13 protein-coding genes are annotated in these 15463 nt (G+C 40.1%); 5 read left to right on the forward strand and 8 right to left on the reverse strand.

The genetic code is table 11. The annotated features are described in order from the left end of the window. The first annotated feature begins 5 nt into the window (after positions 1–5). A complete protein-coding gene (locus H4J61_RS06755; protein WP_182184455.1) occupies positions 6–410 on the forward strand; it encodes a Rap1a/Tai family immunity protein in 405 nt (134 codons plus the stop codon). 435 nt (positions 411–845) lie between these two features. On the opposite strand, the gene H4J61_RS06760 is transcribed toward H4J61_RS06755, so the two are convergent. Next, positions 846–1790 (reverse strand): LysR family transcriptional regulator, encoded by a 945-nt coding sequence (locus H4J61_RS06760; RefSeq protein ID WP_182184456.1) that lies wholly within the window; start codon positions 1788–1790, stop codon positions 846–848. A 138-nt stretch (positions 1791–1928) separates the two neighbouring features. On the opposite strand from H4J61_RS06760, the gene H4J61_RS06765 reads away from it, so the two are divergent. The 4 genes from H4J61_RS06765 (at position 1929) to H4J61_RS06780 (ending at position 7629) form a co-directional block, all read left to right on the forward strand. Beyond that, a complete protein-coding gene (locus H4J61_RS06765) occupies positions 1929–3110 on the forward strand; it encodes an efflux RND transporter periplasmic adaptor subunit (protein WP_182184457.1) in 1182 nt (393 codons plus the stop codon). 9 nt (positions 3111–3119) lie between these two features. Beyond that, positions 3120–6272: an efflux RND transporter permease subunit gene (locus H4J61_RS06770; protein WP_182138334.1), complete on the forward strand. Its 3153-nt coding sequence runs from the start codon at positions 3120–3122 to the stop codon at positions 6270–6272. 127 nt (positions 6273–6399) lie between these two features. Further along, entirely contained in the window at positions 6400–6582 is a 183-nt protein-coding gene (locus tag H4J61_RS06775; RefSeq protein WP_182184458.1) for a hypothetical protein, read from the forward strand. Positions 6583–6597: 15 nt separating this feature from the next. Continuing rightward, positions 6598–7629, forward strand: coding sequence for a zinc-binding dehydrogenase (locus H4J61_RS06780; protein ID WP_182184459.1), 1032 nt, complete (start codon positions 6598–6600; stop codon positions 7627–7629). Positions 7630–7760: 131 nt separating this feature from the next. Here the strand turns inward: H4J61_RS06780 and H4J61_RS06785 are convergent, their stop codons facing one another. The 7 genes from H4J61_RS06785 to H4J61_RS06815 all read right to left on the reverse strand — a co-directional run bounded on the left by H4J61_RS06785 (position 7761) and on the right by H4J61_RS06815 (position 15447). Further along, positions 7761–10172, reverse strand: coding sequence for an EAL domain-containing protein (locus tag H4J61_RS06785; RefSeq protein ID WP_182184460.1), 2412 nt, complete (start codon positions 10170–10172; stop codon positions 7761–7763). A 443-nt stretch (positions 10173–10615) separates the two neighbouring features. Further along, positions 10616–10954, reverse strand: coding sequence for an ISC system 2Fe-2S type ferredoxin (gene fdx / locus H4J61_RS06790; protein ID WP_182138331.1), 339 nt, complete (start codon positions 10952–10954; stop codon positions 10616–10618). A gap of 4 nt (positions 10955–10958) precedes the next feature. Next, the gene (gene hscA / locus H4J61_RS06795; RefSeq protein ID WP_182184461.1) at positions 10959–12833 is read right to left on the reverse strand and encodes a Fe-S protein assembly chaperone HscA; all 1875 of its coding nucleotides are present in this window, start codon (positions 12831–12833) and stop codon (positions 10959–10961) included. Positions 12834–12937: 104 nt separating this feature from the next. After that, positions 12938–13465, reverse strand: coding sequence for a co-chaperone HscB (hscB, locus tag H4J61_RS06800; RefSeq protein ID WP_182184462.1), 528 nt, complete (start codon positions 13463–13465; stop codon positions 12938–12940). Positions 13466–13492: 27 nt separating this feature from the next. Then, entirely contained in the window at positions 13493–13816 is a 324-nt protein-coding gene (gene iscA / locus H4J61_RS06805) for an iron-sulfur cluster assembly protein IscA (RefSeq protein WP_182138328.1), read from the reverse strand. A gap of 14 nt (positions 13817–13830) precedes the next feature. After that, positions 13831–14214, reverse strand: a complete 384-nt coding sequence (gene iscU, locus H4J61_RS06810; protein ID WP_182184463.1) for a Fe-S cluster assembly scaffold IscU — start codon at positions 14212–14214, stop codon at positions 13831–13833. Between the two features lie 18 nt (positions 14215–14232). Continuing rightward, entirely contained in the window at positions 14233–15447 is a 1215-nt protein-coding gene (locus H4J61_RS06815) for an IscS subfamily cysteine desulfurase (protein WP_182138326.1), read from the reverse strand. Positions 15448–15463: the final 16 nt, after the last annotated feature.

Below are 15463 nucleotides of genomic sequence, written 5' to 3' on the forward strand. Positions count from 1 at the left end.
TGGCTATGTCTACAGTAGTAAAGGCTGACTTTAAGTCTGACATTATCAGTTCTTGTAAAGCTTACCAACAAGGTGACGACAAAAGTGAAATAAATGCCTGTAAGCTATATATAGATGGCTTTATTGACTCGTCATTACTCAACGATGATGGTGTGGTAAAACCCAAGGCAATGATTGAGCGCACAGCTCCTGAACAAAGCGATTTTTTAAAGCGAGCTTATCGAACACGCGTGTTAACAACATCTTCCATGTTGAGTAATGAAGAGGCGTACCAATTTTGTATTCCACGTGAGTATGACAGAAAAGAAATTGCTTCATCGATTGCTAAATCTATGGATATTAATCAATTAGCTGATAAGCAACTTAAACAGGTGATATTTGAAACTCTGATTGCTGACTTTCCTTGTTAGCACTATTGATATTGCTTTAATCCAACAGCAGATCTTGTTCACAACACCTTGTTATGAACAAGATAAATTCGATACTTTTCAAGCAAACATGAGTTATGTTTGCTATTTATACTCCAAATGGTAGATGGTTTTCAGGACTACTTGAAGCACTTCATCAAGTTGAAAAGTCTCAATTCGTTAACCATACCTGAAAACAACATGAGGTTGATGATACCCCACCTTTTGCCAAGAAAAATTATGCATTGCCGCCTAAAGCGATCCATGCTTTTAGAGCGGTCATCAACCAACCGAATGCTTAATGCCTATCAAGTTATAACGACTCCCATGCAGGTGATTAGCCTCGACCTATCACTATGGGGTTAGTTAATATGCCACACGCCCAGCAATGATTAAGCTATAAAACTAATCCTTTTGATTTATATAAATTATTTTTAATTACCCTTGATATAAATACTCAAAATTTGGAATGTTACTTTCCCAAATAGGTGTGGTTTTACCAATATATTCTCGAACCGCGTCAAAGAATAGTCGCGTTCTTACTGGCAGATCTCGATGAGGATATATCGCATACATGGCGCTATAATCTGACAATTGTATATCTGTCAGCAGGGGGACTAACTGTCCATCAGCAACTTCATTGCCAAGGGTCAACGCCGGCACTACCACAAATGCAGTGCCAGACAGCGCTTTTAATAACAATACCTCGGCATCATTCGCTCGAAAGATACTTTTTATAGTTTTTTCACGCCTATCGCCATGTTGATCAATCGTGCTAATACTGGTGACTCGTAGCGAATTACTGGTATAGCTTGCCGCTGGCAATAGTGCGAGTTCATCGATAGTTTTAGGCATGCCATAGGTCTGGATAAATTCGGGTGACGCCAAAATAATCATGCGATTACGGGCCAGTTTTCGGGCAATCAAGGTCGAGTCTTTAGGTTCGCCAATACGAAAAGCCAAGTCAAAACCTTCGGCAACAATATCCATCACACGATCGTCTAAACGTAGTTCCACTTCAACTTGCGGAAAACGTTTTTGAAAATCATTGATCACAGGTTGTAAGTATCGCTTAGCGATGATGGTTGGCGAGGTGATTTTTAATACCCCTCGTGGTTCTTGATGATAATTTTCCGCCAACCTAACGGTTTGTCCCAGTAACTCACGCAGCTCCCGAGATTTTTTTATCATTTCAGCACCCGCAGCAGTCAGTGAAAAAGACCGGGTTGTTCTATTTAATAGCCTGACACCCAAATCATCTTCAAGTCGGCTAATTTGTTTTGAAATAACCGAGCGGTCAATGTTCCTGCTTTGCGCTGCGCTGGTAAATGAGCCAAGTTCGACCACATCTAACAACATTAATAACCGGCTTGTTGTATCCATTATTTATTCCGTATCACACCCATTGGTGCAATTTTGGCACTAATGTATTTAAAAATCTATACTTTTTGTCCACACATTAGTTACGTATCATGCACGCCATTATCCTAGAGTATTATTTTGAGCAAAACGAGAATCATGATGAGTAAAAATATTTTTATGGCCGCTATCCTCACCCTCAGCTTAGCAATAACCGGCTGTGCAGAAGAGCCAGAGCAAAAAAAAGCAGCACAACCTTTGCAAGCTATTGATGTTGCGGAGGTGTTGGTTAAACCTGTACAAAATTGGCATATTTATACTAGCCGTTTAGAATCTCCCCAAGACGTCGCTTTAATGCCACGAGTTTCAGGTGTTATTAACCACATCGCTTTTAAAGAAGGCGATGATGTCAAAGAAGGCGACTTATTATTTCAACTTGACGATCGCCCTTTTGCCGCCGTTGTTGCTAGTTTGGAGGCACAAATTCTCAGTGCAAAGGCCGCATTAGGTCAAGCGAAAAGTGAAGCCAAACGTGCAATACGCTTAACAGCGCAAAAAGCTATCTCTGAAGAGCAAGCTGAGTCTCGCACCTCGATTTTACACCAACGTGAAGCACAGCTAGCCGCATTGCAAGCACAACTCACTTCCGCAGAACTTGATTTAGAATTTACTGCCATTCGATCACCTATTAATGGTGTAATTTCACGCGCGAATATCACCCGTGGTAATAACGTACTTGCCGGCCAAAGTATCCTCACGTCAATCGTATCTAATCATGAAATGTATGCTTATTTTGATATTGATGAACGCACTTGGAATAGTTCATTTGCTGATATCACTGCAGCAAGTAAACAACAAGTGGTAATGCAAAAACTCGGACAGAAACACTTTAGCCATGAGGGTTACATTAATTTTATTGATAACCGCATTAATTCATCAACGGGTACATTAAGAGTGCGCGCCATCTTTGAAGGTAAACATAAGCAAGTAAACGATCAACTACGTGCGGGATCTTTTGCCCGCATTAAGCTCGCAGCTAATGCCATCACTAAGCAAATTATTATACCTGAACGTGCCATAGGTACAGATTTGAAAAATCGTTTTGTGCTTACGGTAGATAAAAATAACGTTCTAGAGTACAAATTAGTTGAAATGGGTGAAGGTTACGGAAAATTACGTGCGATTACCGCGGGTTTAAGCAAAGGGGATATTATCGCAGTTAACGGCCCAGCCCGTGTTGGACCTGGTATGCCAATCAAGCCAAGAACTGTTGCCATTGATACGAGCGATATCGCATTTACTTTGTCTGCAATGGGCGATGTTAGCCTTATTGCTAAATATTAAGAGCTTTTGATGAATTTTTCTCACTTTTTTATTCAACGGCCTATCTTCGCGGCCGTCTTGTCACTTATTATTTTGATCGGTGGCGGTATTTCATTATTTCAATTACCGATCAGTGAATACCCTGAAGTTGTACCTCCAACCGTTGTGGTCACCGCTAATTACCCTGGTGCTAACCCAACCGTTATTGCACAAACAGTAGCAACACCGCTTGAGCAAGAAATAAATGGTACTGAAAACATGTTGTATATGTTTTCTCAAGCCACTAGTGATGGTCGTATGACATTAACCGTTACTTTTGCCTTGGGTACCGATTTAGATCGCGCACAAGTACAAATACAAAACCGTGTTAACAGTGCTTTGCCACGTTTACCAGAAGAAGTACAACGCCTTGGCGTAGTGGCAGAAAAGTCATCTCCGGACCTGACTATGGTGGTGCATCTTTATTCGCCCGAAAAAACGCATGATACAACTTATTTATCTAACTATGCTGATTTGTATGTTAAAGACGAAATTGCTCGCTTACCCGGTGTCGGTGATGTGAAATTATTTGGTGGCGGTCAATATGCGATGCGAGTGTGGTTAAATCCAGATGCATTAGCTGCCCGTAAATTAACCGCAATGGATGTGATAAGTGCATTACGCTCGCAAAACCAACAAGTGGCCGCCGGTAGCTTAGGTGCACAACCTGCATCTAACGATAGCCAATTTCAAATTCTACTCAATGTTAAAGGTCGTTTAAATAGTATCGAAGAGTTTGACCAAGTCATTATTAAAGTGGGCGAGCAAGGTCAGTTGATCCGCCTTAAAGATGTTGCTCGGTTAGAGCTAGGTCAAAATAATTATGCATTAAGAGCCCTGCTAGATGGCCAACCTGCCCTAGCTATGCCTATTTTTCAACGCCCGGGTTCAAATGCCATTGAGTTATCCGACCAAGTACGTGCAACCATGGCACGGTTATCAGAGAAATTTCCTGCTGGGGTTGAGTATGACATTGTTTATGACCCGACCGTTTTTGTTCGTGACTCTATTGATGCGGTGATTACCACCTTATTAGAAGCTATTGCCCTAGTCGTGATTGTTGTGGTGGTATTTTTACAAACTTGGCGTGCCTCAATTATTCCATTAATTGCCGTGCCGGTATCATTAATTGGTACTTTTGCTGTTATGCAATGGCTGGGAATTTCTATTAATACCTTGTCGTTATTTGGTCTGGTATTAGCCATAGGTATCGTCGTTGATGATGCCATCGTAGTGGTAGAAAATGTTGAACGTAATATCGAGAAAGGTTTATCGCCTTTAGAAGCCACCCGTGTTGCTATGACTGAGGTTACCGGTCCTATTATTGCCATTGCCTTAGTATTATTAGCGGTATTTATTCCTACGGCCTTTATCTCTGGTTTATCGGGGCAGTTTTATAAACAATTTGCTTTAACGATTACTATTTCAACCGTGATTTCAGCCTTTAACTCACTGACATTATCGCCAGCATTAGCTGCGCTATTATTGAAATCGCATGACAGTAAACCCGACGCCTTAACACGCTTTTTAAATGCTATTTTTGGCCGCTGGTTGTTTAAACCTTTTAATCGCTTGTTTGACCGTGGCGCAAAGGGTTACCAAAAATTAGTGCAAAAGCTAATACGTATGAGCATAGTTGTGCTCGTCGCTTATGTCGCTTTATTAGGTGGCACAGTAACCTTATTTGATGCTGTACCTGGCGGGTTTATTCCTGCGCAAGATAAAAAATATTTAGTGGCTATCGCTCAGTTACCCGATGCGGCGAGTCTTGATCGTACCCAAGACGTTGTACAAGAAATGGAAGCCATTGCCCATACCATTGATGGCGTTGCCCATACGGTAGCATTTCCTGGTTTATCAGTGAATGGTTTTACTAACAGCCCTAATAGCGCGATTGTTTTTGTCACCTTAGACGCTTTTGAAAAACGTGAAGATGTTAGCTTGTCGGCTATGGCTATTGCCGGACAACTTAATCAACGATTTAGTGTGATTGATGCGGCCTATGTTGCTGTATTTCCACCACCACCTATTCAAGGCTTAGGTACAACTGGTGGCTTTAAATTGCAAATTGAAGACCGAGATAACAAAGGCTTTGAGGCGCTATTTAATAGCTTGCAAAAAGTCATTACAAAAGCACAACAAGACCCTGCCCTCGTTGGCTTGTATTCAAGCTTTCGTATTCAAACACCACAAATGGATATTGATATTGACCGTGAACAAGCCTTGATACAAGGCATTGCATTAGACGAAGTATTCAACGCCTTGCAGATTTACTTAGGGTCAGTTTATGTCAATGATTTCAATTTATTTGGTCGTACTTATCAAGTTAAAGCACAAGCAGATGCTGAATTTCGCAAAGATCCTGAACAAATTTTAAATCTAAAAGTACGTAACAACTTAGGTAATATGGTGCCACTAGGCTCAGTATTAATGGTTACACCGACCACAGGCCCTGATCGCGTAATGCATTACAATGGTTACCCAAGTGCCGAGCTCAATGGCAGTCCTGCGCCCGGTTATAGCACGGATCAGGCTCAGCAAGCCATTGAGCTGATACTGGCCAATACGCTACCTCAAGGCATTGCTTATGAATGGACCGATGTGACCTTCCAGCAAATTATTGCTGGCAATACCATGATATATATATTCCCCTTAGTCGTATTGTTAGTTTTTATGGTACTTGCTGCACAATATGAAAGCTTACGCTTACCTTTAGCTATTATCCTTATTGTGCCCATGACCATATTTTCAGCATTGTTAGGGGTTTGGTATGTCGGTTCAGACAACAATATTTTCACCCAAATTGCCTTAATAGTGTTGGTCGCCTTAGCCTCGAAAAATGCGATTTTAATGGTGGAGTTTGCCAAAGATCAAAACCAACACGGCATGTCTCATCTTGACGCTATTATGGCCGCATGTCGTATGCGACTTCGGCCAATTTTAATGACCTCAATTGCTTTTACTGCAGGCGTAATACCCTTAGTATTAGCCACAGGTGCTGGGGCAGAAATGCGCCATGCCATGGGTAATGCCGTATTTTCTGGCATGGTAGGCGTTACTTTCTTTGGCCTATTGTTTACGCCAGTGTTTTATATCTTAGTGACTAAAGGCAGTAACGAGAAAAAAGTGCCGACATTAAAATAATATCAACGCAGTATTATGCTGGCTAAAACCTTAAAGTAGCCGTTGGAACATCCTGGCGATTAGGCAAAAAGCAAGGTAGCTAAGAACACTGCGCTAAAGCGCGTTATTCATAGGTTATTAATGCTTTTTGCCTGCAGGTGCTATAGAGCAAGTAGGCCAAAGGCTTGACTTGGCGTTGTTAGATGCTCGACAGAATGCTTTAATAGTCGAAGAGAATGCTGTAGACGCAGTTATTGCGTCATTGCTGGCAAAAGTTAATTTCTATCATGGCTTTAATGCTTGCTGGAGTGATGCTTTAACCCGCTTTTAATGATTGAGTTTACCTATGTTTGATACTGAATTTTCACCACAAAAAGATATTTCAAAAACAATGCAAGCTATTGTTTTACGCGAAGCTAACGAAGAAATTCGCTTGGAGAATATTGAGCTTAGTGTGCCTAAATGCAACGATAACGAACTCTTAATAAAAGTAGAATATGTTGGCCTGAATCCCTTAGATGCAGAATATGCCAAAACAGGGTTTTGTCATTGGCAGTACCCACATGTACTGGGTTTAGATGCGGTAGGCATAGTCGTTAAAGCGCCAAAAGGAGTTTATCCCAATATAGGCGCACGTGTTATGTGGCATGCCAGCATGGGCGCACAAGGCGTACTGAGTGAGTACGCCAAAGTAGCAAACTATGCGGTTTCTGTTGTACCTGAAAGCGTCAGTCCCGAACAAGCGGCTGCACTGCCTTGTGCGGGTATGACAGCGTTAATTGCACTCGACCGATTACAACTTGTTGAGGGTGATACTTTATTGATTGAAGCGGGCGCAGGTGCCGTTGGTCAAATTGCTATTCAATTTGCTAAACAACGCGGCGTAGATGTATTTACCACAGCAGCAAAACATAATCATAAATTAGTCAAATCGCTAGGGGCTGATGCGGTATTTGATTATCAGGATAAAAAACTTTGTGAGAAAATTCGCCGTGAATTAGGTCCGCAAGGTTTTGATGCTGTACTTGACTCCATTGGCGGTGATATCACGGTGCGCAATATTGAATTAATGCGCTTTTGTGGTCGTATTGCCTGTTTAAAACCATTACCTAGCTTTGAGCAAGAACTGCTGTTTAGAAAGGCACCTAACATTAGCATTGTATCGCTTGCTGGTGCTTGGCTAGCTAATAGTTTGTGTGCACAGCAACGTATGAGTTTTATGAGTAATTTATTGCTTGATAGTGTAGAAAAAGGTGATTTAATTGTACCTAAAGTTAACCTAGTTAACTTTAGCGCAGCGAATGTTTCCGCCGCGCTAAACAAACAGTTAGCCGGCGGTTTTACCGGTAAACAGGTAGTGAAACTTAATACGGCATAACGATATTGCTTAAAGCTATTACTTAAAGGTGTGGCTTAAGGCTGTTGCTTAAAAATATTGATTGCCTAGCTAGCTAGATACTTACCTAGCATTAACTTAAGTTAGCTGTATCGGCATTAAGCGATTTAAAGTTAATTGCCCCTGTTTAAAAGAAAACGTTTAAAGTCAGTATCCAGTAGCGGTTTTGCAATATAATAGCCTTGCCCTAAATCACAGCCAATTTCTTTAAGCTTTTGATATTGCGCTTTAGTTTCAATACCCTCTGCTGTGGTTTTTATTTTCAATGCTTTAGCTAAATTAACCACAGCGTCTAATATCAACACCTTACTGTTCACTTCATTGATATCATCAACAAAGCTTTTATCTAGTTTTAAATAATCTAAAGAAAATTGATGTAAATAACTCAGCGACGAAAAACCCGTACCAAAGTCATCTAAGGCGACTGAAATATTAAGACGTTTCAAAATATCTAAATGTTTTTTCACTGCATCAACGTTCAGTATTAGACTTGCTTCAGTAATTTCTACGCATAATCGTTCAGTAAAACCTGCAGATTCAAGGTGTTGTTCTTGCAAATAATTAATAAAATCTTGTGACGCAAAACCTGATGTTGAGACATTAACATTGAGCTTAAATTTTTCTGGCAGCCAATCTGCCCAAAGCTTGAGATTGTTCACCGCCAACTTCAGCATATAAAGATCAAGCTGCACTATTTGCCCTGATCTTTCTAAAATAGGAATAAAAATATCTGGAAATAACAGGCCTAATTTAGGATGCTGCCAACGTACCAAAATTTCAGCACCAATAACATCACCGGTATCAAAATCAATTAGCGGTTGATAATTGCCGATAAACTCAAGATTTTTAACTCCATGATCGAAATCGTACTCAACTTTAACATTGGTTGATTTATTTTGTTCTTCAAGTGCTTCAAAAAAGACATACTGATTACGGCCTTTGAGCTTGGCTTGGTACATAGCATGATCAGCATCAATCAATAATTGATCAGCACTCTCACTCGCATCACTGTAAGTGGCGATGCCAATACTGACACTACTAGAAATATTCAAACCATCGATAGTGAAAGCCCCGGATGTCGCCTCGATAATACTTTCTGTTACCCGACAAATGGTCTCATAATCAATCTTACCGTCAAGCAGTATGGCAAATTCATCGCCACCTAAACGTGCCAATGTATCGGTGTTTCTTAAAGTTGTCGTTATTGATTTTACAATAGCAATAAGTAACTTATCACCAACATGGTGACCATAAGTGTCGTTAACTTGCTTAAATCTATCTACATCGATAAACAGTATGGCTAAATTGTCTTGGCGATTATTCTGACAATGTAAAAACGCGTGTTGCATTCTATCTTTAAAAAGCGATCTATTAGGTAAGTCTGTCAAAGGATCATGTAATGCTAAAAACTGCAACTTCTGCTGAGCTGCCATTCTTTCAATGGCGTTATGGATGTGCTTCGCGACAAAAGATAATAGTTGTTTGTCTTTTTCTTGGAATAAAAAGTCAGTGCTATAACTTTGTACAACGACAATACCTTTATTATCACCGCGACCAAAAGGCACGCCTAACCAAGCTTTTGCTATGCTGCCTAAAATATAGAGCTCTTTGTTATCCAGCATTTTTTGAATATCTTTTTCATATAATAGAAAAGGTTTATCTTTTAACAGGGCATAGCCTGTAATACTTAAATGTTGTGGATCAATAGCTACTTTATCGAAAATCTTTCCTTGATCTAACTCGTCAACAATATCTTGGTCAAGTTCGTCTACCGCATAAGGAAATTCGATGGTTTTTCCGTCATCTTTAAGTAAGGCAACAAAAAAGTTTTTTGCAAAAGTAATACGGCCAATACATTGATGCAAACTCCGATAAAAATCACCCATAGTGCTAGTGGTAAAGGTAAGTTCAGCAATCTCAAATAAGGCATCTTGAATTTTATTGGCATATTCTAAATTTTCAATCACCTCTTCCAGGCCATCAACTTTGATGATTTGAGATATTTTCATTGCGGTAAGAGAAGCTAATGCAGTCAGTGTTCTCAGGTGATATTCAGTGTAAAAATCAACCCGTGCATGTTCGGAGTCAATAACACCTAATAATTGCTCTTTAAATAAAATAGGAACCGCTAACTCTGATAATGTAGTTTCATCTTCAACAATATAGCCTTCAAATTTTCGAATATCTTTGACTAATAGCGCTTGCTTAGTTGCCGCAACCTTACCAATAACACCTTCATTAAAAGGAATAACTATCGAGTTAGACGAAGTATTTCTTATTTCAATATTACTACTTTTATCATGGTTTAAGGAGGTTTTCTTTTCAAAGCCCGACATGCGACTTAAGGTTTCCCCCCCAGCATCTAAAGTGTAAATAACGGCATCGTCAAAACCGAGCTTTTCAACAATATTTTGGGCTAAATACTGCCAAATTTCATTTGGGGTGTTTAATAACAAAATATCAGTAGCAAACTGATTAGTGATGATTAAACTTTTTATCGTTTGTGATTTAGATAGTACTGACAAATTTATGATGCCTAGAAGTTATTTAAAATATAGGTATCCGTTCCTTGGGTTATAAAGCGCTCTCAACGCAAAAAACTTGAACCTTGATTAAAGCAAATTTTTAATGACGTGTCTATTTAGCTATGTCATATAAATGCGAATAGCTAATACGCTAATAAAATAAATTTTCATTAATAATATATCTTGTAGGTGGTGAGTATGTGTCATCCTTCACACTGATATTTACACAATTTAAGTATGACTTAAAGCATAACCATCAGCGATAATTAAAGCTTACTGTGCTCGATGTCAAGTGCGTTAGTAATGTAATCCTTGCTCACTATTGTCAAAATAATTAACTAAAGTCCCTGCTAAAGGTGAGTTCAATCAGCCAATAGGCTTGATCAAAAAAGGGCAATAACATCACGGTTACTACCCTTTTTTATCTGCTACCGACTGAAAAACTAGTGGGTTTCAGAGACCATATTAACGGTATACTTAGGAATTTCTACTACTAAGTCTTCGTCGCCTACTAATGCTTGGCAACCAAGGCGTGATTCAGGCTCTAAACCCCAAGCTTTATCTAACATATCTTCTTCGAGTTCATCGCCCTCTTTGATAGAGTCAAAACCTTCACGGATAATCATATGACACGTGGTACAAGCGCACACTTTCTCACATGCATGCTCAACACCAATATCATTTCTCAGTGCTACGTCTAATACGCTCTCGCCTTTTTCGGCTTCTACTACTGCGCCTTCTGGGCAAAGATCTGCGTTGGGTAAAAATATAATTTGTGGCATTTGACTAAACCTCGTCTACTGAATGGCCAGATAATGCTGTTCTTATAGATGAATCCATCCTACGTTCAGCAAATGTGGCGGTGCTATTATTTAATATCGCTATTGCCGCTTCAACTTCATCGGCATTACCTGTTTGGCTTATTTGTTTCAGCGCAGAAATAGCGCTATCTATTTTGCTGATTTCCGCTGCATTTAATAAAGCGCTATCGGCAAGAAGCGCCGCTTGAATCGACTCAATCACTTGTGACGCTTCAACTTGCTGCTCTTTCAACATCCTTACTTGCATGTCTTGCTCAGCATTTTCCATGGAGTCTTTTAGCATGTTAGTGATTTCATCTGCTTCTAAACCAAAACTTGGTTTGACCGTGATACTCGACTCAACACCGGTTGATTTTTCCATCGCTGATACTTCTAACAAACCGTCTGCATCTACTTTAAAGGTGACACGGATATGTGCAGCACCAGCGGTCATTGCCGGAATACCACGAAGTTCAAATCGTGCTAATGAACGACAATCATCAACTAACTCACGCTCGCCTTGTAATACATGTAAAGCCATCGCCGTTTGACCATCTTTAAAGGTGGTAAATTCTTGCGCTTTAGCCACTGGAATGGTGGTGTTGCGCGAAATAACCTTCTCAACTAGCCCACCCATGGTTTCTAAACCTAATGATAAAGGAATAACATCAAGTAGCAAGATATCGCTATCTGGCTTATTACCCGCCAAAATATCAGCTTGAATGGCTGCACCTAAAGCAACGACTTTATCAGGGTCAATTGAGGTTAAAGGTTGTCGTTTGAAAAAATCTTCAACCTCTTGACGCACTAAGGGTACACGGGTAGAACCACCGACCATGACCACTTCAATAATATCACTAATCTCTAGCTCTGCGTCTTTAACAGCTCGACGACATGCTCGCAGTGTTTTCTTTACTAATGGCGCGATCAACTGCTCAAACTCAACGCGGGTAAAACTGCTGGTCCAAGTTTCATCATTGGCAAGTGTTAGTGATATTTCAACACTGTCACTGTTTGACAATTGCTCTTTAGCAAAACAAGCTTGCTGGGTTAATTGTCGTTCCATTGAAGCAGACAAAGGGCGCACTAAGCCAGCTTTATTGATCAGATGTTCAACCAGCATGCCATCAAAGTCATCACCACCAAGCGCGGAATCACCACCGGTAGCTAACACTTCAAATACGCCTTTATTGAGGCGTAATATGGAAATATCAAAGGTGCCGCCGCCTAAATCATAAACCGCAACAACGCCTTCTTGTTTTCCTTGATGTTCAGTGTCTAAACCATAAGCAACTGCGGCCGCTGTCGGTTCGTTAAGTAAACGTAAGACATTGACACCAGCTAATTTTGCCGCGTCTTTCGTGCTATGGCGTTGTGCATCATCAAAATAAGCCGGCACGGTAATAACCACACCGGTTAGTTCGCCGCCTAGCGATAATTCAGCTCGTTTCACTAAAGTTTTAAGTATTTCGGCCGACACTTGTACCGGATTCACTTCGCCGGTGCGAGTTGCTATTGAGGGATGGTTTTCATCACCAGAAAAAACATACGGCAGTGAGGCATATTTTGTCGTTATATCAGCTTTAGAGCGGCCAATTAGGCGCTTAGCTGACACGATAGTATTTTCAGGGTCACTCACGGCTAACGCTTTTGCGTCATGACCGACAAGTATACCCTTGCTTTGATAACTGACCACTGACGGTAAAATATCAGCCCCATTATCATCAACAATAGTTTCAGCTAGGCCACTTTTTACGCTAGCAATTAAAGAGTTTGTCGTACCAAGATCAATACCCGCCGCAAGGCGGTGGGCGTGAGGAACTGTACTTTGCCCTGGTTCAGCGATTTGTAATAATGCCATTGTAAAAGCTCGTTAGGTGATAGTTTTACGAATTTTGTATTAACAACTACATTGTTTTTTCATAGAAAAATCAATGTAGTTGTTAACGTCTTAATTTTTTATTTTCAGCCGTCTAGCAATAGCTCTTCGAGCTTATCTAGCTCAACATTAAGCTTTTGATAAAACTTAAGTTTTCTTAAGTTATCGCAAGCTAAGCTATTAGAGTCTGACGTGTTTTCTGCCAATTGACTTTGCAGCTGATTAAAGAGTTGCTGGAATTCTGCTTCAAACACTTGTGAGGCGTCAAACACAGCTGCATCAACATCATCAGCATGCTTAACTTCGTCTAGCATTTCTCGCAGTTCCATTTGATGCATTAAAAAACTTACATCACCAAAAGAAGCTTGCTCGTTAGGCATGCTAATACCGCGCAATTCTAAGAGATATTGCGCGCGTTTTAGTGGTTTTTTTAGCGTTTGGTAGGCATCGTTAATCAAGGTTGATTTTTTAACGGCTAGCATTTGCTCTTGGTTTGAACCATGAGCAAAACGATCAGGATGTACTTTTTTTTGTAATGTTTGATAAAGTGTTGAAAGCTTATCCAAGTCAATAGTAAACTGAATTTCTAAACCAAATAACTGAAAATAATTCACAACAACTCCAGTGAAATTAATCGCTCATTAAACATTAAAACTTTCACCACAACCACATTCGCCTTTGGCATTTGGGTTGGTGAATTTAAAGCCTTCGTTCAAACCTTCTTTAATAAAATCAAGTTCGATACCATCAAGATAAACCAGGCTTTTACCGTCAATAATGATATTAACATCATTAATGGAAAACATTGAGTCGTCGTCATTTAGATCATCTACAAATTCAAGTACATAAGCTAAACCAGAGCAACCCGTTGTTTTAATACCTAATCGTAGACCGAGGCCCTTGCCTCGGTTTTCGATAAACGATTTGATCCTGTCAGATGCAGCAGGTGTCATCGTTACACTCATATTGTGTCTCCAGCTTAACCTTTATGCTTACTGCGGTAATCTTCGATTGCCGCTTTAATTGCGTCTTCCGCTAAGATTGAACAATGAATTTTCACTGGCGGTAATGCAAGTTCTTCAGCAATCGCCGTGTTTTTGATTAGACCGGCTTCATCAATTGACTTACCTTTAACCCACTCTGTTACCAATGAGCTTGAGGCAATCGCAGAGCCACAGCCGTAAGTTTTAAATTTCGCATCTTCAATAATGCCGTCCGCTGAAATTTTAAGTTGTAACTTCATTACGTCACCACATGCAGGTGCGCCAACCATACCCGTAGCAACTAGTGGATCATTCTTATCAAAAGAACCAACGTTGCGTGGATTTTCATAATGATCAATTACTTTTTCGCTATAAGCCATAATATTTCTCCTGGTGCTCTAGTGAGCAGCCCACTCTATTGAATCTAAATCGATACCGTCTTTGAACATTTCCCAAAGCGGTGACATGTCACGTAAATGGCCAATTGCCTTTTTAATCAGGTCAATGGCATAATCTATTTCTTCTTCTGTAGTAAAACGACCAAAGCTAAAACGAATTGAGCTGTGCGCCATTTCATCATTTAGCCCTAAAGCTCGAAGTACGTACGATGGTTCTAAACTTGCAGAAGTACAGGCAGAGCCTGAAGATACGGCTAAATCTTTTAACGCCATGATAAGCGATTCACCTTCAACAAAGTTGAAACTGATATTTAAGTTACCTGGATAACGTTGGTCAAAATCGCCGTTAACAAAAACTTGTTCCATGTCGTTTAAACCAGCCCATAAACGATCACGCATTTTAGTTACGTGTATTGCGTCTTGTGCTAGTTCTTCTTTTCCAAGTCTAAATGCTTCACCCATACCCACAATTTGGTGAGTAGCTAGTGTACCTGAGCGCATACCACGTTCATGGCCGCCACCGTGCATTTGTGATTCAAGACGCACACGAGGTTTACGACTAACATAAAGTGCACCTATGCCTTTTGGACCATAAATTTTATGGGCAGAAAATGACATTAAATCCACTTTTAAAACTTGTAAATCAATTTCAATTTTACCGGCACTTTGCGCCGCATCAACATGAAAAATAATTTTACGTTCGCGACACATTTCGCCAATAGCAGCAATATCTTGAATCACACCAATTTCGTTATTAAGGTGCATGATACTAACAAGAACAGTGTCTTCACGCATGGCATCTTTTAATTTGTCTAAATCAATTAAACCATTGCTTTCAGGATCAAGGTAAGTGACTTCGAAACCTTGACGTTCTAATTCACGACAAGTATCTAGTACGGCTTTATGTTCTGTTTTACAGGTAATAATATGCTTACCTTTTTTACTGTAAAACTTAGCGGCACCTTTAATACCTAAGTTATTAGACTCTGTTGCACCTGAGGTAATAACAATTTCGCGTGGGTCGGCGTTAATCAAATCAGCAATTTGATTACGAGCGATATCAACCGCTTCTTCAGCTTGCCAGCCGAATTTGTGTGAACGTGATGCTGGGTTTCCAAAAAAACCATCAGTAGTCATATATTGCATCATTTTTTCAGCAACACGTTTGTCTACCGGTGTTGTCGATGAATAATCAAAATAAATGGGAAGCTTCATTAATTAATAATCTCCA

The organism is Colwellia sp. MB3u-4, from assembly GCF_014077065.1.
GTDB lineage: Bacteria > Pseudomonadota > Gammaproteobacteria > Enterobacterales > Alteromonadaceae > Cognaticolwellia.

Coding starts and splice junctions, on each gene's coding strand:
- H4J61_RS06755 (WP_182184455.1), top strand. CDS start 6: ATGTCTACAGTAGTAAAGGCTGACTTTAAGTCTGACATTATCAGTTCT.
- H4J61_RS06760 (WP_182184456.1), bottom strand. CDS start 1,790: ATGGATACAACAAGCCGGTTATTAATGTTGTTAGATGTGGTCGAACTT.
- H4J61_RS06765 (WP_182184457.1), top strand. CDS start 1,929: ATGAGTAAAAATATTTTTATGGCCGCTATCCTCACCCTCAGCTTAGCA.
- H4J61_RS06770 (WP_182138334.1), top strand. CDS start 3,120: ATGAATTTTTCTCACTTTTTTATTCAACGGCCTATCTTCGCGGCCGTC.
- H4J61_RS06780 (WP_182184459.1), top strand. CDS start 6,598: ATGTTTGATACTGAATTTTCACCACAAAAAGATATTTCAAAAACAATG.
- fdx (WP_182138331.1), bottom strand. CDS start 10,954: ATGCCACAAATTATATTTTTACCCAACGCAGATCTTTGCCCAGAAGGC.
- hscA (WP_182184461.1), bottom strand. CDS start 12,833: ATGGCATTATTACAAATCGCTGAACCAGGGCAAAGTACAGTTCCTCAC.
- iscA (WP_182138328.1), bottom strand. CDS start 13,816: ATGAGTGTAACGATGACACCTGCTGCATCTGACAGGATCAAATCGTTT.
- iscU (WP_182184463.1), bottom strand. CDS start 14,214: ATGGCTTATAGCGAAAAAGTAATTGATCATTATGAAAATCCACGCAAC.
- H4J61_RS06815 (WP_182138326.1), bottom strand. CDS start 15,447: ATGAAGCTTCCCATTTATTTTGATTATTCATCGACAACACCGGTAGAC.